The following is a 24,752-nucleotide window of genomic DNA, read 5'->3' as shown; positions in this document are numbered from 1 at the left end:
TATAAACCCGTACGATGACCGAAGCCAGCCCGTGGGGAAACCGCAGCCGCCTGAAGACGCGCCAGTTGCTGCTGGTCGTCGCGCTCGCCGACGAAGGCAGCATTCATCGCGCGGCGGCCGCGCTGAACATGACGCAGCCGGCCGCGTCGAAGCTGCTGCGCGAGCTGGAGGAATCCATCGGCGCGGTGCTGTTCGAACGGCTGCCGCGCGGGATGCGGCCGACGCTGTACGGCGACGCGCTGATCCGCCACGCGCGCGCGGCGCTCGGCAGCCTCGACCAGGCGCGCGAGGAGCTGGCCGCGCTGAAGGCCGGCCATCTCGGCCATGTGGCGGTGGGGGCGATCACGTCGCCGGGGCTGCGGCTCGTGCCGCCGGCCGTCGCGGCCGTGAAGGGCACGCATGCGAACGTGCGCGTGTCCGTCGAGATCGACACCAGCAACGCGCTGCTCGAACATCTGGCCCAGGACAAGCTCGATATCGTGCTCGGCCGGCTGTCGGCCGAACACGACAAGCTGCATCTGCGCTACGAGCCGCTGACCGGCGAACCGGTCGCCGCGGTCGTGCGGCCCGGCCATCCGCTGCTCGCGCAGGCGCCGCTGTCGCTGGCCGACGTGCAGCGCGCCGCATGGGTGATGCCGCCGGCCGGCAGCGTGCTGCGCCATCGCTTCGAGCTGGTGTTCCAGCGCGCGAGCCTCGCGCCGCCGGCGAACGTCGTCGAGACGGCCGCGCTGCTGTTCATCACGCAATTGATCGAGCAGAGCGACATGATCGCGGTGCTCGCGGAGGACGTCGCGCTGTACTACGCGCGACACGGGATCGTCACCGTGCTGCCGCTGGAGATGGATTGCCGGATGGACGATTTCGGGATCATCACGCGCACCGACCGGCTGCATTCGCCGGCCGTCGCGGTGATGGCCGACGCGATCCGCGCGGCCGCGCGCGACGTGTACGGGGTCGCGCTGTAACGATGCTCGGGAACGGCCGCCCGTGCGGCGCGCGTGCCGGTGGAACCGAACGGCACGCCGGCCGCGTCGACCCGGTGCGCCGGTTACACCCAGGGTGCCGCGAGCCTTCCGTCTTCGGACAAGAGCTTCAACGTCGACTCCTGGCGTGCGTCACCCCGCGGCGAACTCGATCACCGGCTCGCACCGGATCGGGAAATTGACGGAGTTCGCCACGTAGCACTTCGCATGCGCCGCACGATGCAGTTGCTCCGCCAGCGCGCGATCGTCGCCGGCGCGAATCGTCACGCGCGGGTGCAGCACGATTTCGGTGAAGCGCCCTGGTTCGGCGCTGTCGAGCATCGTGCCTTCGGCGTCGTCGACGTACGCGAGCACGCGGATCCCGGCATCCGAGCACAGATGCAGATACCAGAGCTTGTGGCACGCCGAAGCCGACGCCAGCAGCAGATCCTCCGGGTTCCAGCGCGCCGCATCGCCGCGAAACGCGGCGTCCGACGAACCGGGAATATCCGGCTTCGAACCCGCGCGGATCACATGATCGCGGCCATATTCGCGATACCCCGACGTGCCGGTTCCGCGGTTGCCGACCCACTCCACTGCCACGCGGTACTTGTGTTCGCCATGCGCCATCTCGCTCTCCTCTGCTATCGGAACGTGAGGCCGACATTGTGGCACTGGAATCACGTTTGGTATACCATTATTCCAAACTCAGGAGCCCAGAGGCATGGAAGCCAGACTCGATTCCACGGCGGACGCGGTGGCCGCATCGCTGCGGGAAATGATCATCAACGGCGAGTTGCAGGCAGGCGAACGGCTCGTCGAGCGCGACCTTGCCGAGCGTTTCGGGATCAGCCGGATTCCGATGCGCGAAGCGATCCAGCGCCTGGAACGCGAAGGGCTGCTGGACATCTTCCGCAATCGCGGCGCGGTGGTGCGCATGCTCGATGCGTCCGACGTGCAGGAAATCTACGACATGCGCGCGCTGCTCGAAGGCGATGCGATCTACCGGAGCGTGAAGCGGCTCGACGACGAGACGCTGGCACGCGCCGAACTCGTGCATCGGCTGCTCGGCGAATCCGGCGTGCCGCGCCGGCAAGGCGAGCTCAATCGCGAATTCCATGCGCTGCTGTATTCGTGCTGCGGCAACGCGCGGCTGTTGCAGGCGATCGCGGAACTGCGCGGCCAGGTCGAGCGGTACGAACGCCTGCAGACGACGCTGCTTGCGGATACGCCGTCGTTCCAGGTCGAGCATGAAGAGATCCTGCAAGCGTGCCGGGCACGCAATGCACGCGGCGCGCGGGCGATGACCGTGTCCCATCTCGAATCGGCGCGACGGATCGTGATGGGGCTCGTCGAAGGCGGGTGAGGCGAGCGGGCGACGGAGTCCTCTCTTGCCCCGGCGATCTGGTCGAGATACGCGCGCCCCTGCAACGGATCTTCATTCGTATTGCGGATGATCAAAAACTGCCCGTTGCGGCGCACTGCGCGCTCGACCGCGAGTCCGATGCGGATAGAACCGGTTCGCGATGCTCGACACCATCAGCGCGACCGTCGGCGCGCGCCCTTCCGCCAGCGCCCGCGCGGCCCGATGCGGGCGATACCCGAGCGCCCGCCCGGAAGGCGGGTTTTTGCTTTTCGGGCTCTGAACGGAGTAGCTGGGAATGACGAGGTGCTCGTCGCCGCAGGCATGTCCGTGATACCGGATTTTCCGTTCACTCAAGCCGAACCCGATGCCGGCTTCCGGTCGACCTCGAACGCCGCGGACATTTCGCAAAATACGGTATCGTGATCGCGCCAGCATCGACGCGCTCGCTGAACAGGAACAACCGCATCGAGGTATTTCCGCTGCATCCATACAGGAGGAGGACGTGAAAACCGACCAAGGCGCCCTGAATACCGATGACGAACAACCCGCGTCGCTGCCGGACACCGGCGCAACGCACGTTCTCGTCGAGTCCATCGTGCGAGGCGTGGAGCGTTTCCGGCTTCCGGGTTCGACGAGCTGGTCTGCGATAAAGGAATCGTTCGACGACATTAGCGGCGTGTGGAAACTTTCGGCCGTGCTGGTGCCCGTCGTGCTACGCCCAGCGCCGACGGTTCTGCTCACCAAGCGCTCGTCGAACCTGAGCGAATATTCCTCGCATGTGAGCTTCCCCGGCGGCCGCCCGATGGAGTCGGATCACGACGTGGGATGCACGGCACTGCGCGAGAGCTTCGAGGAGATCTGCCTCGACCCGAACGCTGTCCGATTGGTCGGGTGTCTGCCGATCCATAAGACACGGAAGCGTAATCACGCCATCGTCCCGGTGATCGGCCTCGTGTCTGCCACGGCCGCATGGGCGGCGGCGCCGGCCGAGGTCGAAGAGATCTTCGAATTGCCGCTCGCCACGCTGTTGAATTCCGCCCTGCCGCGGCAATACACGGATGGCGAGCGCGCCGGCGCGTGGTACTGGGCGGATCAGGAATACGATATCTGGGGCGTGACCGCCGTCATTCTGAATTCCGTGGCGGAGCTACTGCGGGCCGCCGATTCCGAGCACGATGAGGATTCGCGCCGGGCTTGAGTGCCGCCCGTCGGACGCGATCGGCAATGATCGCCGCTGAACCGGCCAACACGGTTTCCAGCCGCGACTTCCCCATACGCTTACACCCCGCCCGCCCGCTGCTCCCGCAACCGCATGTCCACCGACCCGATATTCTTCTCATGCGCGACCAGCATCAGCGACAGCGCGTGATGAATATCCGGGTCGGCAAGCGTCGGCAGCAGCGTCTGCAGCTTGCGCACGACCCACCTCTGTCCTCGATTCAGAAACGCCATCCGCTCGGCCAGATCGTCGATCGCCATCGCCTTTTCATAAAACGAACCGGTCGCCCGCGTAGGCGTCGCGCCAAGCGTGCGGATCGCATCGACGAGCACGCTGCACCAGTGTGCTTCGTCCTGCCGAATATGCGCGATCAACCGATGCAGTTCGGCATCCTCCGTGACCTCTGCCGCCGTCTCCGACGCAACCCGAGCCCCCGCGCGCTCCGCCTCCAGCAATTCATCTAGCGCCGCAAGCAACGCCGCCCGATTCTCGTCGGACGCAGCTGCCGGTGCAGTCGTCACCGCCCCGTTCTCGACGATCGCCGCCGCATCGAGCACGATACGGCGCAGCACGGCGCCGGCCGATTCGATCGCATCGATCCGCCCGGCCCCGGTACCCGCATACAGCGCCATCGCTTCGAAATCGCCCGTCATCGTACGCAGCGGCGAGTCGGTGCTGAACAGATAGATCGGCCGCCCTTCCTCGTCGCCGATCACGACGCGCGCGTCGCCGAACGGATCGCCGCGCTCGCCGCGCGTGACGCTCGACGGCAACACACGAACGCGTGCACCGCGCGGCCAGTTGATATGGAAGATGTCGGTCAGCAGTGCGTCGCCTTCATGCGCGTCGACGATCCGCTGCTGGTGATACGCATGCGCGAACGATTCATGCGTTGCGATGAACGCGGTACCCATCACCGCGCCCTGCGCGCCGAGCGCCATCGCAGCGGCCACGTCGGCACCATCGACGATGCCGCCCGCCGCGAGCACCGGCAACCGCGTCGTACGAACCACGTCAGGCAGCAACTCGGCCAGCGGCCGATCGCCACGCACATGACCGCCAGCCTCGTGCCCCTGCACGATCAGCGCCTGTGCACCGGCCGCCTCCGCCGCGCGCGCATCGTCGAGCGACCCGACCTGATGTACCACGCGCACGCCCGCATCGCGCAGACGCCGCACGACGCCCGGCATCACGTCCCAGAACAGCGCAACCACGGGCACGCGCAATTCGATGCACGCGTCGAGCTGTGCATCGAGCAGTTCAGGCGGTGTCGATGCGGGAATCAGGTTCACGCCGAACGGCCGCTCGGTCGCCGCGCGAACCAACCCGACCTCGCGCCGGATCAACGCGACGGGCTCGCGCACCATCCCGAGAAAACCGAAGCCACCGGCGGCACTCACCGCACTCGCGAGCTCGGCCCGCGCAACGCCGCCCATGCCCGCGAGCACGATCGGCCATGCACAGCCGAGCAGGTCGCAGACAGGGCGATGCAGGATCTGGACGGCGCGGGCCTCGGGCCCGTCGCCACGCATCGGAATCGACATGCAGCGTCCTCCTTCAAGGATCGGCGGCGCGTCACGGTCGACCGCCAAAGCACGTGTCGCGCGAAGGCGAAACGGGTCGTGTCGGGCCACGCATCGAATGGGTCACATTGTGACATATTCGCTCCTCAGGCCGCACCGGGACGACGATTTCCGTGACGAACGTCATGGCGACGGCGTCCGCTCCAGCGTGCGCTCGCCTCAAGTCCATCCTTCGAGCCGCAGCGTCGAGCGCACGAGCCGCTGTTCCTCCTGTTCGATCTCGCGCAGGTAGTCGACGCACTGGCGAATATGCTCGCTCGCGGCCTTGCGCGCCTGGTCGGGCAAGCGCCCGGTCACCGCGTTGTAAAGCCGCGCATGCTGGCGGTCGATCTGCTTCTTCAACGGCTCGCGGTGATAGAGGTTGTTCACCGACGCGAACACGGAACTGAGCAGCAGATCGGTCAACGATTGCAGCGTATTGACGAGCACCGGGTTGTGCGATGCCTCGCAGATCGCGAGGTGGAACGCATGGTCGAGCTTCGCGCGCGCGGCCGGATCGAGATCCTGCGTGTCCGCCGCCGTCATTTCCTCGTAACGGCGCCGGATCAGGATGAAATCGGCCGGCGTGCCGCGCAGCGCGGCGAGCCGCGCGGCTTCCGTCTCGAGCATTCCGCGTACCTCGAACAGGTCGTACAGCGTGCGCGGCTGCGAACCGAGCAGATGCATCATCGGAGAGACTTCGCGTTGCGGGGTCAGGCTCGCGACGAACGAGCCCTTGCCGTGCGTCGTATCGATGATCCCGCGCGCGCGCAGCAGCTTCATCCCTTCGCGCACAGCCGTGCGTGACACGCCGAGCTTCTCGGTCAGCCGCCGCTCGGACGGCAGCGCCTGGCCTGCCTTCAGCACGCCGTCGACGATCAGCTGCTCGATCCGCTCGGCGACGACGTCGGCCACATTGCGCGCGGGGGCCTGTCGATCGTGCATTTCCATGCTGGTATGACCACCTCGGAAGAATATCGGGGATTTTCGCACAAAGCCTTGTCATGGTTGGGTTTTTAGACCTAATCGATAGCTGCTGGTTGACGCCCCTGCAAAAACTGGTATGACCACTCGCGTGACGTCTGGACACGCCCGCACGTCCCGCCAAGAATGCGTTCCATCCGGCGCGCCGCCTACCGCGCGGCGCCTGCATGGTGGAGACGGAGACACACGATGAGTTTCGCCTACGACGAACGGATCGACGGCCCGCTGGCGACGGTCGACCGCGACACGCTCGTCGCCGCGCTGCGCGCGGCGGCGCCCGGCCTCGACGTGCTGCATGAACGCGAGGCGCTCAAGCCATTCGAATGCGACGGCCTCGCCGCATACCGCACGGTGCCGCTCGCGGTCGTGCTGCCCGACACGGTCGAGCAGGTGCGCGCGGTGCTGCGCGTCGCGGCCGCGCACGGCGTGCCGGTGGTCGCGCGCGGCGCGGGCACCGGGCTGTCGGGCGGCGCGATGCCGCTCGAAAAGGGCATCCTGCTCGTGATGGCGAAGTTCAACCGGATTCTCGACATCGACGCCGATGCCGGCATCGCGCGCGTGCAGCCCGGCGTGCGCAACCTCGCGATCTCGCAGGCGGCCGCGCCGTACGGCCTCTACTACGCGCCCGATCCGTCGTCGCAGATCGCGTGTTCGATCGGCGGCAACGTCGCCGAAAACGCGGGCGGCGTGCATTGCCTGAAATACGGGCTCACGGTGCACAACATCCTGAAGGTCGAGATCGTGACGATCGACGGCGACACGCTGACGCTCGGCGCCGACGCGCTCGACGCACCGGGCTTCGATCTGCTCGCGTTGTTCACCGGGTCGGAAGGGATGCTCGGCATCGTCACCGAAGTGACCGTGAAGCTGCTGCCGAAGCCGCCGAGCGTGAAGGTGCTGATGGCGAGCTTCGACGACGTGGCCGAAGCGGGCGGGGCGGTCGCGCGCATCATCGGCGCGGGCGTGATTCCCGGCGGGCTCGAGATGATGGACAACCTCGCGATCCGCGCGGCCGAGGACTTCATCCACGCCGGCTACCCGGTCGACGCGCAGGCGATCCTGCTGTGCGAACTCGACGGCAGCGCGAGCGATGTCGAAGAAGATGCCGAACGCGTCGCCGCGCTGCTGCGCGATGCCGGCGCGTCGGAGATCCGCGTCGCGCGCGACGAAGCCGAGCGCCAGCGCTTCTGGGCCGGCCGCAAGAACGCGTTCCCCGCGGTCGGCCGCATGTCGCCCGACTACTACTGCATGGACGGCACGATTCCGCGTCGCGAGCTGCCGCGCGTGCTCGAAGGCATCGCCGCGCTGTCGGCCGAATACGCGCTGCCGGTCGCGAACGTGTTCCACGCGGGCGACGGCAACATGCATCCGCTGATCCTGTTCGATGCGAACCGGCCGGGCGAGCTCGACCGCGCGGAAGCGCTCGGCGGCAAGATCCTCGAGCTGTGCGTCGCGGTGGGCGGCAGCATCACCGGCGAACACGGCGTCGGGCGCGAGAAGATCAACCAGATGTGCGTGCAGTTCAACGCGGACGAAATCACGTTCTTCCACGCGGTGAAGGCCGCGTTCGATCCGCAGCGCCTGCTCAATCCCGGCAAGAACATCCCGACGCTGCATCGCTGCGCCGAATTCGGCGCGATGCACGTCCATCACGGCAAGCTGCCGTTTCCCGAACTGGAGCGCTTCTGATGCGACGCGACATCGAATCGATCGACGACAGCGCGGCGCTCGTCGCACAGGTCGACGCCGCCATCCACGATCGCCAGCCGCTGCACATTCGCGGCGCAGGCACGAAGGCCTTCGTCGGCCGCACCGTCGAAGGCCGCACGCTCGACGTGCGCACGCACCGCGGCATCGTCGCGTACGACCCGACCGAACTCGTGATCACCGCCCGCGCGGGCACGCCGCTCGCCGAGCTCGAAGCGATGCTCGACGCGGCCGGCCAGATGCTGCCGTGCGAGCCGCCGTCGTTCGGCGCCGCAGCGACCGTCGGCGGGATGTTCGCGGCCGGGCTGTCGGGGCCGCGCCGCCCGTGGGCCGGCGCGGTGCGCGATTTCGTGCTCGGCTGCCGCGTGATCACCGGCCACGCGAAACACCTGCGCTTCGGCGGCGAGGTGATGAAGAACGTCGCGGGCTACGACGTGTCGCGGTTGCTCGCCGGCAGTTTCGGTTGTCTCGGCGTCGTGACCGAGGTGTCGCTGAAGGTGCTGCCGAAACCGCGCTCGACCGGTGATCTCGCGTTGCCGCTCACGGCGGCCGAAGCGGTGCAACGCATCGCCGGATGGCGGCGCGCCGGGCTGCCGCTCGCCGGCGCCTGCCACGCGGACGGCGTGCTGCGCGTGCGGATCGAAGGCGGCGAGGGCTCGGTGAAGGCCGCGCGCGACACGATCGGCGGCGAGCGGATGGACGATCGCGACGACGGGTTCTGGGCGCGGCTGCGCGACCTGTCGCTGCCGTTCTTCGACGATCCGCGCCCACTGTGGCGCGTGTCGGTGCCGGCCGCCGCGCCGCTCGACGCGCTGCCCGGCGCGCAGCTGGTCGACTGGGGCGGCGCGCAGCGCTGGCTGAAGAGCGATGCCGCACCGGCCGACGTGCAGCGGTTCGCCGCGCAGTGGGGCGGCCACGCAACCTGCTGCACGCCCGGCGTCACACCGGAGCCGTTCCAGCCGCTGCCGGCCGCGCTGTTGCGCGTGCATCGGCAGTTGAAGGCCCAGCTCGACCCGCATGCGATTTTCAATCCCGGCCGCCTGTACGCGGACGTCTGACGCCACCCGAATCCGAACCGCGATGCAAACCAATCTCAGCGAAGCAAGCAAGGCCCTCGACCGGGCCGACGAAGCGGAAGCGATCCTGCGCGCATGCGTGCACTGCGGCTTCTGCAATGCGACCTGCCCGACCTACCAGGTGCTCGGCAACGAGCTCGACGGGCCGCGCGGACGCATCTACCTGATCAAGCAGATGCTCGAAGGCGAGCCGTGCGGCGAACGCACGCAGCAGCATCTCGACCGCTGCCTGAGCTGCCGCAACTGCGAAACGACGTGCCCGTCCGGCGTGCGCTATCACACGCTGCTCGACATCGGCCGCGCGGAAGCGGAGAAGCGCGCACGCCGCCCGGCGCGCGAGCGCCTGCTGCGCGTGGGCCTGCGCCACGTCGTGCCGAGGCCGGCCACCTTCGCCGCGCTGCTGAAAGCCGGCCGCGCGCTGCGCCCGCTGTTGCCCGGCACGCTGCAGGACAAGATCCCGGCCGCCGTGCCCGCGGCCGCGCCGCGCCCGCCGCTGCGTCACGCGCGGCGCGTGCTGATGCTGGAAGGCTGCGTGCAGCCGTCGCTGTCGCCGAACACCAACGCGGCCGCCGCGCGCGTGCTCGACCGGCTCGGCATCAGCGTCACGCCCGCGCGCGAAGCCGGCTGCTGCGGCGCGACCGAATATCACCTGAACGCACAGGACGCCGGCCTCGCCCGCGCACGCCGCAACATCGACGCGTGGTGGCCGGCGGTCGAGGCGGGGGCGGAAGCGATCGTGCTGACGGCGAGCGGCTGCGGCGCGTTCGTGAAGGAATACGGCGACCTGCTGCGCTCCGACCCCGTCTATGCGGACAAGGCGCGGCGCGTCAGCGCGCTCGCACGCGATCTTGCCGAAGTGATCGCGGCCGAGCCGCTCGACGCGCTCGCCGATACCGCGCCGCGCCGCGTCGCGGTCCATTGCCCGTGCACGCTGCAGCACGCGCAAAAGCTCGGCGGCGCGGTGGAAAGCATCCTGACGCGGCTCGGCTTCGATCTGACGAATGTCGCCGACGGCCATCTGTGCTGCGGCTCCGCCGGCACCTATTCGCTGACGCAACCCGAACTCGCGACGAAACTGCGCGACAACAAGCTCGACGCGCTCGAAGCCGCACGGCCGGACCTGATTGTCACGGCCAATATCGGCTGCCAGACTCACCTGAACGGCGCGGGCCGCACGCCCGTGCGTCACTGGATCGAGCTCGTCGACAACCGACTCGTCAACTGACCGCTGATTCCGGAGGACTTCCATGAAAACGAAACCCGAACTCGAACTCGCCGACGTCGAACGCATGCTCGTCGCGGCCCGCGCGGAGGCCGAGCGCCACGGCTGGGCCGTGTCGATCGCCATCGTCGACGACGGCGGCCACCTGCTGGCGTTCGCGCGCCTGGACGGCGCGTCGGCCGCCAGCACGTACATCGCGCAGGACAAGGCGCGCGCGGCGGCGCTGGGCCGTCGCGAGACGAAGGCGTATGAGGATATGATCAACGGTGGCCGCACAGCGTTTTTGAGCGCGCCGCTGACGGGGCTGCTCGAAGGCGGCGTGCCGGTCACGGTGGACGGCCGCATTGCGGGCGCAATCGGCGTGTCTGGCGTAAAGTCCGAGCAGGACGCGCAGATCGCCCGCGCCGGCACACAAAGCGTCGTGGCCTAGGGCCTGTTCACGCTAATAACGGGCTTGCGAACGTGCCTTTCCGCCCGCAGGGCAAGGAGAGAGGAGGCGCAATAGCCGTAGCTATTGCAACGACGAACGACGCCGCCATGCGGGCGGAAAGGCACGTTCCCCTGTTTGGAGAAAATCGTTCGTGGGGCTGGCCCCCGGAAGGGCCGATCGCCGCGTCATGCTCCTCGCGAATACGTCGAGTATTCGCTTCGTCGCAATCCTTGCGCTCGGCCCTTCCGGGGGCCAGCGCAAGCCCGTTATTAGCGTGAACAGGCCCTACAGCCAACGCGCGCGTTTTTCGTTCCCGGGAGGAATCACGATGATCGACCAAGCAGGACTGCAAGTCGCGCCAGCGCTCAGCCAGTTCATTGAAAACGAAGCACTGCCGGGCACCGGCATCGACAAGGCCGCGTTCTGGAGCGGTTTTTCAGCGCTGGTGCACGACCTCGCGCCGCGCAACCGCGAACTGCTCGCGGAACGCGACCGTCTGCAACACGAGCTCGACGTGTGGCATCGCGCGAACCCGGGCCCGGTGCGCGACCATGCCGCGTTTCGCGCGTTCCTCGAAACGATCGGCTACCTCGTGCCGGTCCCGCCGAACGTCGCGGCAGCCACCGCGAACGTCGACAGCGAGATCGCCACGCAGGCCGGCCCGCAGCTCGTCGTGCCGCTGTCGAACGCGCGCTATGCGCTGAACGCCGCGAACGCGCGCTGGGGCAGCCTGTACGACGCGCTGTACGGCACCGATGCGCTGCCCGAAGACGGCGGCGCCGAACGCACGTCGGCGTACAACCCGACGCGCGGGCAACGCGTGATCGACTACGCGCGCAACGTGCTCGACAACGCGGCGCCGCTCGCGAGCGGCTCGCACCGCGACGCGCTGCGCTACCGCGTGCAGGACGGCCAGCTCGCGGTCGAGACCGCGAAGGGCGTCGTGCACCTCGCGCAGCCGGCGCAGTGCGTCGGCTACCAGGGCGCGGCCGGCGCGCCGTCCGCGATCCTGCTGAAGCACAACGGCCTGCACCTCGAGATCCAGATCGACGCATCGACGCCCATCGGTCGCGCCGATCCCGCGAACGTGAAGGACGTCGTGCTCGAAGCCGCGGTCAGCACGATCATCGACTGCGAGGATTCCGTCGCGGCCGTCGACGCCGACGACAAGGTCCAGCTCTACCGCAACTGGCTCGGCCTGATGCAGGGCACGCTCGCCGAGGAAGTCGCGAAGGGCGGCAAGACGTTTACGCGCCGCCTGAACGCCGATCGCGAATACACGACGCCCGCCGGCGGAACGCTGTCGCTGCATGGCCGCTCGCTGCTGTTCGTGCGCAACGTCGGCCACCTGATGACGATCGGCGCGGTGCTCGACCGCGACGGCAACGAGATTCCGGAAGGGATCCTCGACGGCGTCGTCACCACGCTGTGCGCGCTGCACGACCTGAAGGCCAAGCGCAACTCGCGCACGGGCTCGATCTACATCGTGAAGCCGAAGATGCACGGCCCCGCCGAAGTCGCGTTCGCCGACACGCTGTTCGCGCGCATCGAGGATCTGTACGGCCTGCCGCGCAACACGCTGAAGATGGGCATCATGGACGAGGAGCGCCGCACCAGCGTGAACCTCGCCGCGTGCATCGCGGCGGCCGCCGGCCGCGTTGCGTTCATCAACACCGGCTTCCTCGACCGCACCGGCGACGAGATGCACACCGCGATGGAAGCGGGCCCGATGATCCGCAAGGGCGAGATGAAGTCGTCGGCGTGGATCCAGGCATACGAGCGCAACAACGTGCTCGCGGGCCTGTCGGCCGGCCTGCGCGGCCGCGCGCAGATCGGCAAGGGCATGTGGGCGATGCCGGACCTGATGCACGCGATGCTCGAGCAGAAGATCGCGCATCCGCGCGCCGGCGCGAACACCGCCTGGGTGCCGTCGCCGACCGCCGCGACGCTGCACGCGCTGCACTACCACCTGGTCGACGTGCAAGCCGTCCAGCAGGAACTCGAGAAGACGCCGTACGCGAGCGAGCGCGACGTGCTGCTCGAAGGGCTGCTGACCGTGCCGGTCGTCGAGCGCGCCGCGTGGAGCGAGGCCGAGATCCTGAGCGAAGTCGAGAACAACGCGCAGGGCATTCTCGGTTACGTCGTGCGCTGGGTCGAACAGGGCGTCGGCTGCTCGAAGGTGCCCGACATCCATGACGTCGGCCTGATGGAAGACCGCGCAACGCTGCGCATCTCGAGCCAGCACATCGCGAACTGGCTGCGTCACGGCGTGATCACCGAGGCGTTCGTGCTCGACGTGCTGAAGCGGATGGCACGCGTCGTCGACCAGCAGAACGCGGGTGATCCGAACTATCGGCCGATGGCGCCCGGCTACGACCAGTCGACCGCGTTCAAGGCCGCGTGCGCGCTGGTGCTGCAGGGCACGTCGCAGCCGAGCGGCTACACCGAGCCGCTGCTGCATCGGTTCCGGCTCGCGTTCAAGGCGCAACCGTAAGGCGGTTAAGCCCGCGCATGCGGGACTTCCCGCATGCGGGCTTAACGAAACGGGCGGCCGTCACGGCCGCCCGTTTTTCATATCAGGTTCATGCAGTCGCTGAAAACGATAATCGGCACATATCGAACGAGTTCGCTGGCCCATTCATCAGAGTTAAAGCGTGAAAATCGGCGAGCGGGCCGCACGAGCCGCGCGGCCCTTGCACTGCAATGCTTTGAGGGTTATCCGCAAGTATCGGACGGTCCGGCAATTTGATCCGGATCAAGCGGGCGCAACATTTTCCGCGCACACGAATGCCCGCGCTATACTCGGACCAATTCGCGCCGCTCGATTCGTCGGATCATCGAATCGCGGCAAATCTTGCCGGTGAACGGGGGAATTAAGCAGCTTATCCGGCCCGCAATTTAGCGATAATCGGCGCGCTTTCCCGGTCGGTCCGGCGAAATCCGCAGGAGCCCGCGCACTGGATCGCCGCCGGCGAACCATACGAACAATCGCATCGGCCGCCGCCAGCGACGATGCCACTCGATCCTCGGACCATGGCAGAAACCGACTACGCAATGCCCGGCGAACCCGGCCTGTCAGGCCGTACCGCCGCTCGGCTGCGCCGGCTCCTGCTGCCGCACCTGATCTTCTATTCCGGGCTGCTGATCGCGCTGCTCCTGATGCTTCTGTGCACCATCGTGCTGTACGAAGGCCGCATCGACGCGCGCGACCGCTCGCGCAGCATGCAGCAGAACCTCGCGCTGATGGCGTCGTGGGACATCGAACGCAACATCGAGATCTATTCGCTGTCGCTGCAGGCGGTCGTCGATGGCGCGAACGACCCGACGATCGTAGCGCTGCCGATGGCGCTGCGCCGCCAGGTGCTGTTCGACCGCGCGACAACGGCCAAGTACCTCGGCGGTATCTACGTGCTGAATGCGAAGGGCGACATCGAAGTCGACGGCGTGAGCGACGTGCCGCGCAAGGCCAACTTCAGCCACGAGCCGTATTTCACCGTGCAGCGCGATCATCCGGACGTCGGCCTGTACGTCAGCCCCCCGTACCATTCGCGGCTGCGCGACGGCTCGCCGAGCATCGCGCTCAGCCGCCGGATCACGCGGCCCGACGGCTCGTTCGGTGGGGTTGCCGTGATGTCGATCCGGCTCGAATATTTCCAGAATCTGTTCTCGCGCCTGGCGCTCGGCGATCGCGGCTCCGTCGCGCTGATCAACACGGACGGCCTGATGCTCGCACGGAAGCCGTACGATCCGTCGATCGTCGGCCGCAATATCAGCAAGGCCAGCACGTTCCGGCATTTCATGACTGCGAGCGAGGGCAGCTTCGCCGATACCGCGACGATCGACGGCGTGCGGCGCCTGTACGTGTTCCGGCACCTCGAGCACCTGCCGCTGATCATCATGGTCGCGCGCTCGGAAGCCGACACCTACGCCGCGTGGTATGACCGCGCCATTCCGATCGGCTCCGCGATGGCCGTGCTCGCGCTCGGCTTCGTCGGCCTGTCGCTGCTGCTCGACGTGCAGTTGCGCAAGCGTCACCGCGCGGAAGCCGAGCTGGAGGCGCTCGCGCGCACCGACGGCCTGACCGGGCTCGACAACCGCCGGATGCTCGACGTCACGCTCGCGCGCGAATGGCGCCGTGCCGCGCGCTCGCAGCACGCGCTGTCGCTGCTGTTCGTCGACGTCGATCACTTCAAGCGCTACAACGACACGCAGGGCCACCAGGCCGGCGACGACGCGCTGTCGGCGGTCGGCCGCTGCATCGCCGGATGCCTGCGCCGGCCGGCCGACTACGCGGCCCGCTACGGCGGCGAAGAGTTCGTCGTGGTGCTGCCTGACGTCGACACGAACGGCGCCGTGTCGATCGCCGAGACGATCCGCAAGGGCATTCTCGATCTCGGCATCCGGCACGATGCGGACACGTCCGGCCGCCTGACCGCGAGCATCGGCGTGACAACCTGCTATCCGGAACGCGACGACAGCATCCAGGCCGCGCTGAAGCTCGCCGACGACGCGCTGTACCGCGCGAAGGAGCGCGGACGCAACCAGATCGTCGTGCAGAACCCCGCGAGCGTCGAACCCGAGGCGCGTCGGGCCTGAGTGCCTGGCCTGAGTGTCTGGCCTGAATACCGGGCCTGAATACCGGGCCTGAGCATCGGCCGCGCTGCCGCGCGGCCGCCGCCGTCCGCGCGCGAAATCGCCGACAATGTCGGCTCGCCGAGCCGCCGCGCGACACACGCGCCCGCCGGCCCGCGCCCCGCTTCACACCACCATGAGACTCAAGGCAAAGATCTTCCTTCTGGCCATCGTGCCGTTCCTGCTCGCGATCGCCGGCATCGGCTTCGGCGTGCGCCAGCAGGCGACGTCGCTCGCGCGCACGCAGCACGCGACGATCCAGGCCGCGTACCTGTCGAGCAAGGAAGTCGAGCTCAAGCACTACGTCGAGCTCGCGACCAGCGCGATCATGCCGCTCTACGACGCGAGCGGCCGCAACGCGCGCGACGACGCGCTGCTGCGCACGCAGGCGCTCGCAATGCTGCAGAAGATGGATTTCGGCCCCGACGGCTACTTCTTCGTGTACGACCTGCACGGCAATTCGCTGATGCATCCGCGCGAGCCCGAGCGCGTGGGTCACAACTTCTGGTCGATGCGTGATCCCAAGGGCGCGCTGACGATCCAGCAGCTGATCGGCGCCGCATCGCACGGCGGCGGCTTCGTGCGCTACACGTGGCAGCGGCCGTCCACGGGCAAGGCCGCGCCGAAGCTCGGCTACGTCGTCGCGCTCGAACGGTGGGGCTGGATGGTCGGCACCGGCATCTATCTCGACGACGTCGACACCGCGCTGCAGCGTATCGACGCGCGTGCGTCCGCCAACATCGAGCGCACGATGAGCTGGCTCACCGCGATCGCGCTGACCGGCGCCGCGGCGATCGCGGTGTGCGCGCTGGTGCTCAACGTCAGCGAGTCGCGCAGTGCCGATGCGAAGCTCAAGCAGCTCGCGCAGCGTGTCGTCGAATCGCAGGAGCAGGAGCGCGAGCGGCTGTCGCGCGAGCTGCATGACGGGATCAGCCAGATGATGGTGTCCGCGAAGCTGATGCTCGAATCCGCGCTCGCGCGCTTCGAGCGCGGCGCAACGCGCGTGCCCGAAGCCGAGCAGGCGCTCGCGTCGGGCGTCGGGCGCCTCGGCGACACGCTGCGCGAAGTGCGGCGCATCTCGCATGCGCTGCGGCCGGCGATGCTCGACGATCTCGGCCTCGCCGCCGCGCTCGAACAGCTCGTGCGCGAATTCGGCGCCGAAAGCGGGATCGACATCGGCTATACGCAGGTCGCGCACAGCGGCGCGCGGCCGTTGCCCGCCGCCGTCAACACCGCGCTGTTCCGGATCGCGCAGGAAGCGCTCAGCAACATCGTGCATCATGCGCACGCGTCGCGCGCGGCCGTCACGCTCGACGTCAGCGCGCACTCCGTCACGCTCACCATCGCCGACAACGGCTGCGGCTTCGACGCCGAACGGTCGCAGACCGATGCGCGCCGCGGCATCGGCCTGCGCAACATGCGGGAGCGCCTCGATGCGCTCGGCGGCACGTTGACGATCACGTCGCAGGTCGGCCACACCGTCGTGGCCGCGCGCGTGCCGCTGCGCGCCGCCTGACGACGCGCCCATAACCGGAGACTTTGCCTATGAGCGCCCCCGATACCGCCCGGCCCGCCGCCCGCCTGCTGCTCGTCGACGATCACCCGCTGGTGCGCGACGGCTTGCGGATGCGGCTCGAAGCGGCCGATCTGTCCGTGGTCGGCGAGGCCGGCAATGCCGACGAAGCGCTCGCGCTCGCCGCGTCACTCGAGCCCGATCTCGCACTGATGGACGTCGGGATGAACGGCATGAACGGCATCACGCTCGCCGGCGTGTTCCACGAACGCTTTCCGGGGATTCGCGTGCTGATGCTGTCGATGCACGACAACATCGAGTACGTGACGCAGGCCGTGCGCGCCGGCGCGAGCGGTTACCTGCTGAAGGATTCGCCCGCGAGCGAGATCGTGCGCGCGATCGGCGCGGTGCTGGCCGGGCAGACGTTCTTCAGCGAAGGGCTCGCGGTGCGGATGATCCACGCGAGCGCGGCCGCGTCGCCGCTGGACCGGCTGACGCCGCGCGAACGCGACATCCTCGACGCGTTGGCCGAGGGATTGTCGAGCAAGCAGATCGCGCAGCAGACGGGGCTGTCGGTGCGCACGGTCGAGACGCACCGGCTCAACCTGAAGCGCAAGCTCGACATCGAAGGGCAGGCGGAACTGATCAAGTTCGCGGTCGAGCATCGGCGGCGGTAGGGCGGCGTTCGGGGCGCGCCGACGAAAAAGGCGCCCCGCGGGCGCCCTTCATGCATACGGAAAAACGGACCTCAATTCGTCCGCGAATTGTGCTTCTGCAGATACGTAATAAGCCCGTCGATCCCGCCCGACGCGAGCTGGCCCTTGAACTGGCCCTGGTAGACCTGGATCAGCCACGCACCCGACATGTCGATGTCATAAATCTTCCAGTCGTTGCCGACCTTGCCGAGCCGGTAGCCGACCGACTGGCTGTCGCCCGGCGTGGTCACCGTCGACTGCACCAGCGCATCGGCACCGGACGCACCGCCCGCCTTGAACGAGAACTTCGCATCCTGGTTGCCGAGCTGCGCGAGCGACGCGGCATAGGTGCGGGTCATCAGCAGCTTGAACTGCTTGTACAGCTCCTGCTGCTGTTGCGGCGTCGCCTGTTTCCATGCATCGCCCACGGCGATGCGGGTCGTGCGCTCGAAATTGGTCGCCGGCAGGAAGCGCTGCTCGACGACTTGCGTGACCTTCGCCATATCGCCGCCGCGCGCGGACGGATCGGCCTTCATCGCGCTGACGGTACCTTCGACCGCATTGCGCACGACGTCGACCGGCGCGCTCTGCGCGAAAGCGGAGACCGACACGGCGGCCGCCGCGACAAAAGCAAACAGATGACGTTTCATACGATATCGCACTCGATGAGAAAAAAACGGCCGGCAGATCGCGTCGATTGCATCGGCCGGTGGGTCGAAGTATAGCGGCCCCGACGCCGGCCTGCGGGGCAGTGATCGACTGTTACCTTTGAGCCCCTTTTGTCACAGTGCCCGCCGCAGCGCGATCCCGGCCGATCGTGAAAATATCCTCATACGAATCACCGGCCCGTCCGCACCGATTCCTGAGCGCTGGAGCAAATATCCTTCCCGCCCCATAAAGCCGCAACGTCGCGACCGCCGTCACGTTGCGCCGGTATACTCGTTCCTTTGTCCTTCCCAGCCCCACCGCACCGCACATGGTGACCTCTCTCATCGTTCGACTCGTTGCATGGTCGGTACGTCGGCCCGTCTGGGTCGTCGTGCTGTCGTTCATCATCGCCGCGTGCAGCGGCGTCTATGTCGCGCAGCACTTCAAGATCAATACCGACATCAGCAAGCTCGTCGATGCCGAGCCGCAATGGGCCGCGCTCAGCCACGCCGTCGACAAGGCGTTCCCGCAGCGCAACGGCACGATCCTCGCGGTGGTTGAGGCGCCCGCGCCCGAGTTCGCGACGGCCGCCGCGCACGCACTCACCGATGCACTGCAGAAGCAGGCCGACGCCGGGCGCATCGGCCAGGTCGCCGAACCGGGCGGCGGCCCGTTCTTCGAGCACAACGGGCTGCTGTTCCTGTCGCAGCAGGAAGTCTCGGACACGACGGCGCAGCTCGCGAGCGCGCGTCCGCTCGTCAACGAACTCGCGAAGAACCCGAGCCTGACCGGCCTCGCGACCACGCTGTCCACCACGCTTGGCCAGCCGCTGTTGACCGGCCAGGTGAAGCTGCCGGCGATGGCCAAGCTGCTCGCACGCAGCGCGGCCACGGTCGACGACGTGCTGGCGGGCAAGCCGGCCGCGTTCTCGTGGCGCGCGCTGGTCGACAGCGACGCCGCGCGGCAACCGGCGTACGCATTCGTCACCGTGCAGCCGGTGGTCAACTACGGCGCGCTGAAGGCGGGCGCCGAAACGACCGAGGTGATCCGCGACACCGCGAAATCGCTCGGCCTCGAGCAACGCTACGGCGCGGTGGTGCGCCTGACTGGCGAGCAGCCGCTCGCCGACGACGAATTCGCGTCGGTGGAAGACGGCGCGGCGCTCAACGGCGTGCTCACGCTGCTCGTCGTGCTCGGCATCCTGTGGCTCGCGCTGCGCTCGAAACGGATGATCGGCTCGGTGCTCGTCACGCTGTTCGTCGGCCTCGTCGTGACTGCCGCGCTCGGCCTCGCGATGGTCGGCTCGCTGAACATGATCTCGGTCGCGTTCATGGTGCTGTTCGTCGGCCTCGGCGTCGATTTCTCGATCCAGTACGGCGTGAAATACCGCGAGGAACGCTTCCGCGACCAACGCATCGATCACGCGCTGATCGGCGCCGCGCACTCGATGGGCATGCCGCTCGCACTCGCCACCGCGGCGGTCGCGGCGAGCTTCTTCTCGTTCATCCCCACGGCCTATCGCGGCGTGTCGGAGCTCGGGCTGATCGCGGGCGTCGGGATGTTGGTCGCACTGCTGACGACGCTCACGCTGCTGCCCGCGCTGCTGCGCCTGTTCGCGCCGCCGGGCGAATCGAAGACGCCGGGCTTCCCGTGGCTCGCCCCCGTCGACGATTTCCTCGATCGCCATCGCAAGCCGATCCTGATCGGCACGCTCGCGGTCGTGATCGGCGCACTGCCGCTGCTCATGTTCCTGCATTTCGACTTCAATCCGTTGCACCTGAAAGATCCGCACAGCGAATCGATGGCGACGCTGCTCGCGCTGAAGGATTCGCCCGAAGCGGCCGTCAACGACGTCACGCTGCTCGCGCCGTCGCTCACCGATGCCGACGCCGCCGCGAAGCGTCTCGATGCGCTGCCGGAAGTCGGCCGCACGACGACGCTGTCGACCTTCATCCCGCCCGACCAGCCGGCCAAGCGCGCCGCGATCGCCGCCGCCGCGAGCGACCTGCTGCCCGCGCTCACGCAGCCGGCCGCGCCACCCGCAACGGACGCACAGCGCGTCGCCGCGCTCAAGCGCACGTCGGATCTGCTGAGCTACGCGGCGGAAGATCACCCGGGCCCGGGCGCCGCCGCCGCGCAACACCTGTCGGCATCGCTCGCGAAGCTCGCGGCCGCCGACAGCGCGACGCGCGACCGTGCCGAGCGCGCGTTCTCCGACACGCTGCGCATCGCGCTGAACCAGCTCGCGACGCTGCTGCAACCGCAGGACGTCACGCGCGCATCGCTGCCGCCGCAGCTCGTGCGCGACTGGGTCGCGCCGGACGGCCACGCGCTCGTGCAGATCTCGCCGAAGGTGCCGAAGGGCGTCGACCCGAACGACGACACGATGCTGCGTCGCTTCGCGGAAGCGGTGAAGGCGGCGGAGCCGGGCGCGACTGGCGGCCCGATCTCGATCCTGCATTCGGCCAACACGATCATCAACGCGTTCCTGCATGCGGCACTGTGGTCGATCATTTCGATCACGATCCTGCTGTGGGTCACGCTGCGCCGTTTCGGCGACGTGCTGCGCACGCTGATACCGCTGCTCGTGTCGGGCCTCGTGACGCTCGAGATGTGCGTCGTGCTCGGCATGTCGCTCAACTTCGCGAACATCATCGCGCTGCCGCTGATGCTCGGCGTCGGCGTCGCGTTCAAGGTGTATTTCGTGATGGCGTGGCGCGCGGGCCAGACGGGCCTGCTGCATTCGAGCCTCACGCACGCGGTGCTGTTCAGCGCCGCGACGACGGCAACCGCCTTCGGCAGCCTGTGGCTGTCGCATCATCCGGGTACGTCGAGCATGGGCAAGCTGCTTGCGCTCGCACTGACCTGCACCCTGATCGGCGCCGTGGTGTTTCAGCCCGTCCTGATGGGCAAACCGCGCGTCAAACGCGCCAAGAACCAATTGCAAGGAAACAATGAATAAGGTGCGAATCATTGCGGCGACCATCGCTGCCAGCGCAGTGCTGAGCGGCTGCGCGACGGGCCCGAACCGCAACCCCAACGACCCGCTCGAGCCGATGAACCGGGCGATGTACAAGTTCAACGACACGGTCGACACGAACATCGCGCAGCCGATCGCGAGGGGTTACCAGAAGGTCACGCCGACACCGGTGCGCACCGCGATCAGCAACTTCTTCTCGAACCTCGGCGATCTCGGCAACATGGCGAACAACCTGTTGCAGTTGCGCATTACCGATGCGACGCAGGATCTGATGCGCGTGGCGATGAACTCGGTGTTCGGCGTCGCCGGCCTGATCGACATCGCGACGCCTGCCGGGCTGCCGAAGCATCACCAGGATTTCGGGCTGACGATGGCGCGCTGGGGCATGCCGTCCGGCCCGTACGTCGTGCTGCCCGTGTTCGGGCCGAGCACCGTCCGCGACGGCGTCGGCCGCGCGGTGGACGTGCGCTTCAACCTGCTGAACTACATCGAGCCGGCCGTGCGCAACCCGATGTATATCGCGCAGTTCATCAGCGCGCGTTCGGACCTGCTCGGCGCGACCGACCTGCTGAAGCAGGCGGCGCTCGATCCGTATTCGTTCGTCCGCGATGCGTACCTGCAGCAGCGCAAGTCGCTGACGTATCACGGCCAGTCGGCATCGGCCGCGGCGCCGAACTACACCGAGCCCGGCGAATCGGGCGCGGTGCCGGCGGCCGCGCCGGCCGTGCCGGGGCTGCCGAACTACGAGGATCCGGGCGCATCGGGTGCCGCGCCGGGCTTGCCGCAGTACGACGATCCGGGCGCGGACAGCGCAGCGCCCGCGAGCGCACCTGCCGCACCCGCCGCGGCGTCTGCGGCCGCACCGGTCGGGGCGACGACGGCGCCTGCCTCCAACGGCGCGCCGATCGCGCCGGCAATGCCGACGCTGCCCGCGAGCAGTCCTGCCGTGCAGTAACGCGGCACGGCACGCACGAGCAGGACCACGAGCGCTGCATCATGCAGCGCTCTTGTTTTGCGTATCCGAAAAGAACGGGGAAGGGGAGAAGCGGCGAACGCCGCTCAGACGATCCGCAATGCGCCCGCACGCTCGAACGCGTGCCGCGCCTGGATCAGCGTCGTGCGTGCCGCACGCGCGTCGCTCGCGACCTGCAGCAGCGCGCCGAGCTGCGACGGCTGCTTCAGCAGTTCGCGCAGGATCGGCAGGATGGCCGTGGTGCCGTCGTCGCGCAGGCCGGCCGTCGCCGCGCGCGGCAGCGTGCGCCACGCCGGATCGACGATCGCGCGGCACACCGCGAACGGCACGCCGCGCGCCGCGGCGAACGCGGCCGCGATGTGCGATTCCATGTCGACCGCGAGCGCACCCTTCGCATGGTGCAGCGACGTCTTGTCCTGCTCGCTGATCACCGGCGCGCCGACGGCCGCCATCGTGCCGCGCGTGACGCGCGCCCACACCGGCGTGTCGTGCAGCGCCGCGACGAGCCGCGCGCTCCAGCCGGTGTCCGTCTGCACGCGGCCGAACGGCCCGTCGACCGCATCCGCGATCACGAGCGCGCCGGGCGCCAGATCGGGCGCGAGCCCGCCCGCCGTGCCGAAGCTGACGATACCCGCGCAACCGCGTGCCGTCGCTTCGGCCAGCGCGCGCTCGAGCCGGTCGGCCCGCGCGGCGAACACCGCGTCGACGCCATGGCCGCGCGCGATGCGCGCCTCGAACGCCATCCCCGTGACGGCGATGACGGGCAACGTGCCGTTGAGCTGCGTCGCTGCCACGCCGTCAGATCCCGACCGTCACGCGCGTCGCGTTCGCGCGCTTCAGGTTGCGATAGCGTGCGAGCGCCCACAGCGGGAAGAACTTGCGATAGCCGTGATAGCGCAGGTAGAACACGCGCGGGAAGCCCGTCGCCGTGAAGCGCGTTTCGTCCCACAGACCTTCGTCGTTCTGCTGGGCGATCAGGTAGTCGACGCCGCGCGCCACGGCCGGGTTGTTCACCTCGCCGGCCGCCATCAGGCCGAGCAGCGCCCAGGCCGTCTGCGACGCCGTGCTCGGCGCCTGCTCGTAACCGCGGTAGTTCAGCTTGTAACTGTCGCCGTCCTCGCCCCAGCCGCCGTCCTTGTTCTGGATCGACAGCAGCCACTGCGCGCCGCGCTTCATGCGCGGATCGTCCGGCGTCAGGCCGGCCGCGTTCAGCGAGCACAGGGCCGTCCACGTGCCGTACACGTAGTTCATCCCCCAGCGGCCGTACCAGCTGCCGTCCGGCTCCTGTTCCTTCAGCATGTAGTCGAGCGCGCGGCGGGCCGGCTCGCTGTTCAGCGGCGTCTCGCCGAGCTGCGACAGCATCGACAGGCAGCGGCCCGACACGTCGGCCGTCGGCGGATCGAGCAGTGCACCGTGATCGGAGAACGGGATGTTGTTCAGGTAGTACTGCGTGTTTTCCGGTTCGAACGCGCCCCAGCCGCCGTCGCTGCTCTGCATGCCGACGACCCATTCGCGCGCGCGCGCCATCGAGTCGCGATACGTGTCGGTGTGCCGGAGCTTCTGCGCGCGGTCCATCGCCATCACGACCACGGCCGTGTCGTCGACGTCCGGATAGTGCGCGTTCGCGTACTGGAATGCCCAGCCGCCCGGCCGCACGTGCGGCCGGCGCGAGATCCAGTCGCCGCGCACGTCGAGGATCTGCAGCGGGCGCAGCCAGTCGAGGCCGCGCATCACCGCATCCTCGGCGCGCGCGTCCCCGGTTTCGAGCAGCGCATGCGCGGCGAGCGACGTGTCCCACACCGGCGACAGGCACGGCTGGCAATACGCTTCGTCCTCGTGCACGACGAGCAGCTTCTCGACCGACTTGCGCGCGATCGCGCGATTCGGATGATCTTCCGCATAGCCGAGCACGTCGTACATCATCACCGCGTTGGCCATCGCCGGATAGATCGCGCCGAGGCCGTCCTCGCCGTTCAGGCGCTCGTCGACGAACGACACGGCCTGGCGGATCGCACGCTCGCGCGTGTAGCTGGGGAACAGCCCGTCGACCGCGCGCAGCGCATGGTCGACCACGCGGAAGAACGCGAACCAGCCGGGGCTCTGGTGGCCCTGGCGCGGCAGCAGCCCGGCGTTGACGGGCGGGTCGATGAACAGCTCGTCGATACGCACGCCGCGCGGATTCTTCGCGAGCGGGCGCTTCGCGTTCAGCACCAGCAGCGGCACGATCACCGTGCGCGCCCAGTACGACACCTTCGACAGGTGGAACGGGAACCACTGCGGCAGCAGCATGATCTCGACCGGCATCATCGGCACCGCGCGCCACGGAATCGCACCGTACAGCGCGAGCTGGATGCGCGTGAACACGTTCGACATCTCGGCGCCGCCCATCGCATGGATCGCACGGCGCGCGCGCTGCATGTGCTCGGCGTTTTCGTCGTCGCCGATCACCTTCAGCGCGAAATACGCCTTCACGCTCGCGCTGATGTTCGGCGCGCCGTCGGTGAACAGCGGCCAGCCGCCGTCGGCCTGCTGGATGCGGCGCAGATACTTGCCGATCTTCTGTTCGAGCTCGAGGTTCGGCGTCTCGCCGAGATAGTGGACGAGCAGCACGTATTCGGCCGGAATCGTCGAATCGGCCTCGAGTTCGTAGACCCAGTGTCCGTCCGGTTTCTGTGCGGCCAGCAGCGCGTCGGTTGCGCTGGCGACGGCCGCGTCGAGCCCGGCCGGCGTGGTGCCGGCGGACAGGGTAGCCATTTCGGTGAGATCGTTCATCGGTCCCTCTG

19 protein-coding genes and 1 pseudogene are annotated in these 24,752 nt (G+C 68.3%); 13 read left to right on the top strand and 7 right to left on the bottom strand.

From position 1 onward, the window contains the following. Positions 1–14: 14 nt before the first annotated feature. Positions 15–965, top strand: coding sequence for a LysR family transcriptional regulator (locus tag O1Q03_RS10305; RefSeq protein WP_269503194.1), 951 nt, complete (start codon positions 15–17; stop codon positions 963–965). Between the two features lie 150 nt (positions 966–1,115). Here O1Q03_RS10305 and O1Q03_RS10300 read toward each other — a convergent pair whose 3' ends face one another. After that, positions 1,116–1,592: an OsmC family protein gene (locus O1Q03_RS10300; RefSeq protein ID WP_269503193.1), complete on the bottom strand. Its 477-nt coding sequence runs from the start codon at positions 1,590–1,592 to the stop codon at positions 1,116–1,118. Between the two features lie 94 nt (positions 1,593–1,686). Between O1Q03_RS10300 and O1Q03_RS10295 the strand changes: the two genes are divergently transcribed. Next, entirely contained in the window at positions 1,687–2,328 is a 642-nt protein-coding gene (locus O1Q03_RS10295) for a GntR family transcriptional regulator (RefSeq protein WP_269503192.1), read from the top strand. 11 nt (positions 2,329–2,339) lie between these two features. On the opposite strand, the pseudogene O1Q03_RS10290 reads toward O1Q03_RS10295, so the two are convergent. After that, positions 2,340–2,574, bottom strand: a pseudogene (locus tag O1Q03_RS10290) (LacI family DNA-binding transcriptional regulator); the annotation flags it as partial. 256 nt (positions 2,575–2,830) lie between these two features. Between O1Q03_RS10290 and O1Q03_RS10285 the strand changes: the two are divergent. Further along, the gene (locus tag O1Q03_RS10285; protein ID WP_269503190.1) at positions 2,831–3,526 is read left to right on the top strand and encodes an NUDIX hydrolase; all 696 of its coding nucleotides are present in this window, start codon (positions 2,831–2,833) and stop codon (positions 3,524–3,526) included. 80 nt (positions 3,527–3,606) lie between these two features. Here O1Q03_RS10285 and O1Q03_RS10280 read toward each other — a convergent pair whose 3' ends face one another. After that, entirely contained in the window at positions 3,607–5,091 is a 1,485-nt protein-coding gene (locus O1Q03_RS10280; RefSeq protein WP_269503189.1) for a nitronate monooxygenase, read from the bottom strand. Positions 5,092–5,289: 198 nt separating this feature from the next. Further along, positions 5,290–6,060 carry a transcriptional regulator GlcC gene (glcC, locus tag O1Q03_RS10275; protein WP_269503187.1) on the bottom strand — a complete coding sequence of 257 codons (771 nt, stop codon included), beginning with the start codon at positions 6,058–6,060 and terminating at the stop codon, positions 5,290–5,292. 222 nt (positions 6,061–6,282) lie between these two features. Here glcC and glcD point away from each other — a divergent pair, with 222 nt between their 5' ends. The 8 genes from glcD to O1Q03_RS10235 all read left to right on the top strand — a co-directional run bounded on the left by glcD (position 6,283) and on the right by O1Q03_RS10235 (position 17,350). Further along, positions 6,283–7,782: a glycolate oxidase subunit GlcD gene (glcD, locus tag O1Q03_RS10270; protein ID WP_269503185.1), complete on the top strand. Its 1,500-nt coding sequence runs from the start codon at positions 6,283–6,285 to the stop codon at positions 7,780–7,782. Next, positions 7,782–8,858: a glycolate oxidase subunit GlcE gene (gene glcE, locus O1Q03_RS10265; protein ID WP_269503184.1), complete on the top strand. Its 1,077-nt coding sequence runs from the start codon at positions 7,782–7,784 to the stop codon at positions 8,856–8,858. Before glcD ends, glcE begins: the two co-directional genes overlap by 1 nt. A 22-nt stretch (positions 8,859–8,880) precedes the next feature. Next, positions 8,881–10,101: a glycolate oxidase subunit GlcF gene (glcF, locus tag O1Q03_RS10260; RefSeq protein ID WP_269503183.1), complete on the top strand. Its 1,221-nt coding sequence runs from the start codon at positions 8,881–8,883 to the stop codon at positions 10,099–10,101. 22 nt (positions 10,102–10,123) lie between these two features. Further along, complete coding sequence (locus O1Q03_RS10255; RefSeq protein ID WP_269503182.1) at positions 10,124–10,528, top strand: GlcG/HbpS family heme-binding protein; 405 nt, start codon at positions 10,124–10,126, stop codon at positions 10,526–10,528. Between the two features lie 328 nt (positions 10,529–10,856). Continuing rightward, positions 10,857–13,022, top strand: a complete 2,166-nt coding sequence (locus O1Q03_RS10250) for a malate synthase G (protein WP_269503180.1) — start codon at positions 10,857–10,859, stop codon at positions 13,020–13,022. Between the two features lie 539 nt (positions 13,023–13,561). Then, positions 13,562–15,124, top strand: coding sequence for a sensor domain-containing diguanylate cyclase (locus O1Q03_RS10245; RefSeq protein ID WP_269503179.1), 1,563 nt, complete (start codon positions 13,562–13,564; stop codon positions 15,122–15,124). A 172-nt stretch (positions 15,125–15,296) separates the two neighbouring features. Further along, on the top strand, positions 15,297–16,676 hold the full coding sequence (locus tag O1Q03_RS10240) for a cache domain-containing protein (protein ID WP_269503178.1): 1,380 nt from the start codon (positions 15,297–15,299) through the stop codon (positions 16,674–16,676). Positions 16,677–16,705: 29 nt separating this feature from the next. Next, on the top strand, positions 16,706–17,350 hold the full coding sequence (locus tag O1Q03_RS10235) for a response regulator (RefSeq protein ID WP_269503176.1): 645 nt from the start codon (positions 16,706–16,708) through the stop codon (positions 17,348–17,350). Positions 17,351–17,421: 71 nt separating this feature from the next. Here O1Q03_RS10235 and O1Q03_RS10230 read toward each other — a convergent pair whose 3' ends face one another. Then, positions 17,422–18,018, bottom strand: coding sequence for an MlaC/ttg2D family ABC transporter substrate-binding protein (locus O1Q03_RS10230; RefSeq protein ID WP_269503174.1), 597 nt, complete (start codon positions 18,016–18,018; stop codon positions 17,422–17,424). Positions 18,019–18,344: 326 nt separating this feature from the next. On the opposite strand from O1Q03_RS10230, the gene O1Q03_RS10225 reads away from it, so the two are divergent. Together O1Q03_RS10225 and O1Q03_RS10220 are read left to right on the top strand one after the other, a co-directional pair. Then, the gene (locus O1Q03_RS10225; RefSeq protein ID WP_269503173.1) at positions 18,345–20,978 is read left to right on the top strand and encodes an MMPL family transporter; all 2,634 of its coding nucleotides are present in this window, start codon (positions 18,345–18,347) and stop codon (positions 20,976–20,978) included. After that, entirely contained in the window at positions 20,971–21,951 is a 981-nt protein-coding gene (locus O1Q03_RS10220) for an MlaA family lipoprotein (protein ID WP_269503172.1), read from the top strand. The genes O1Q03_RS10225 and O1Q03_RS10220 overlap by 8 nt, the downstream gene beginning before the upstream one ends. A 104-nt stretch (positions 21,952–22,055) precedes the next feature. Here O1Q03_RS10220 and O1Q03_RS10215 read toward each other — a convergent pair whose 3' ends face one another. Both O1Q03_RS10215 and shc read right to left on the bottom strand, forming a co-directional pair. Continuing rightward, positions 22,056–22,763 carry a phosphorylase gene (locus O1Q03_RS10215; RefSeq protein ID WP_269503171.1) on the bottom strand — a complete coding sequence of 236 codons (708 nt, stop codon included), beginning with the start codon at positions 22,761–22,763 and terminating at the stop codon, positions 22,056–22,058. A 4-nt stretch (positions 22,764–22,767) separates the two neighbouring features. Continuing rightward, positions 22,768–24,741 carry a squalene--hopene cyclase gene (gene shc, locus O1Q03_RS10210; RefSeq protein ID WP_269503170.1) on the bottom strand — a complete coding sequence of 658 codons (1,974 nt, stop codon included), beginning with the start codon at positions 24,739–24,741 and terminating at the stop codon, positions 22,768–22,770. Between the last annotated feature and the right edge of the window lie 11 nt (positions 24,742–24,752).

The organism is Burkholderia sp. IMCC1007, from assembly GCF_027257875.1.
Lineage (GTDB): Bacteria > Pseudomonadota > Gammaproteobacteria > Burkholderiales > Burkholderiaceae > Burkholderia.
This window is presented reverse-complemented; position numbering and strand designations above follow the sequence as displayed.

Bases quoted from the DNA above. Each gene is read 5' to 3' on its own strand.
- O1Q03_RS10305 (WP_269503194.1), top strand. From the start codon at position 15: ATGACCGAAGCCAGCCCGTGGGGAAACCGCAGCCGCCTGAAGACGCGC.
- O1Q03_RS10300 (WP_269503193.1), bottom strand. From the start codon at position 1,592: ATGGCGCATGGCGAACACAAGTACCGCGTGGCAGTGGAGTGGGTCGGC.
- O1Q03_RS10295 (WP_269503192.1), top strand. From the start codon at position 1,687: ATGGAAGCCAGACTCGATTCCACGGCGGACGCGGTGGCCGCATCGCTG.
- O1Q03_RS10280 (WP_269503189.1), bottom strand. From the start codon at position 5,091: ATGTCGATTCCGATGCGTGGCGACGGGCCCGAGGCCCGCGCCGTCCAG.
- glcC (WP_269503187.1), bottom strand. From the start codon at position 6,060: ATGGAAATGCACGATCGACAGGCCCCCGCGCGCAATGTGGCCGACGTC.
- glcD (WP_269503185.1), top strand. From the start codon at position 6,283: ATGAGTTTCGCCTACGACGAACGGATCGACGGCCCGCTGGCGACGGTC.
- glcE (WP_269503184.1), top strand. From the start codon at position 7,782: ATGCGACGCGACATCGAATCGATCGACGACAGCGCGGCGCTCGTCGCA.
- glcF (WP_269503183.1), top strand. From the start codon at position 8,881: ATGCAAACCAATCTCAGCGAAGCAAGCAAGGCCCTCGACCGGGCCGAC.
- O1Q03_RS10255 (WP_269503182.1), top strand. From the start codon at position 10,124: ATGAAAACGAAACCCGAACTCGAACTCGCCGACGTCGAACGCATGCTC.
- O1Q03_RS10250 (WP_269503180.1), top strand. From the start codon at position 10,857: ATGATCGACCAAGCAGGACTGCAAGTCGCGCCAGCGCTCAGCCAGTTC.
- O1Q03_RS10245 (WP_269503179.1), top strand. From the start codon at position 13,562: ATGGCAGAAACCGACTACGCAATGCCCGGCGAACCCGGCCTGTCAGGC.
- O1Q03_RS10240 (WP_269503178.1), top strand. From the start codon at position 15,297: ATGAGACTCAAGGCAAAGATCTTCCTTCTGGCCATCGTGCCGTTCCTG.
- O1Q03_RS10235 (WP_269503176.1), top strand. From the start codon at position 16,706: ATGAGCGCCCCCGATACCGCCCGGCCCGCCGCCCGCCTGCTGCTCGTC.
- O1Q03_RS10230 (WP_269503174.1), bottom strand. From the start codon at position 18,018: ATGAAACGTCATCTGTTTGCTTTTGTCGCGGCGGCCGCCGTGTCGGTC.
- O1Q03_RS10225 (WP_269503173.1), top strand. From the start codon at position 18,345: ATGGTGACCTCTCTCATCGTTCGACTCGTTGCATGGTCGGTACGTCGG.
- O1Q03_RS10220 (WP_269503172.1), top strand. From the start codon at position 20,971: ATGAATAAGGTGCGAATCATTGCGGCGACCATCGCTGCCAGCGCAGTG.
- shc (WP_269503170.1), bottom strand. From the start codon at position 24,741: ATGAACGATCTCACCGAAATGGCTACCCTGTCCGCCGGCACCACGCCG.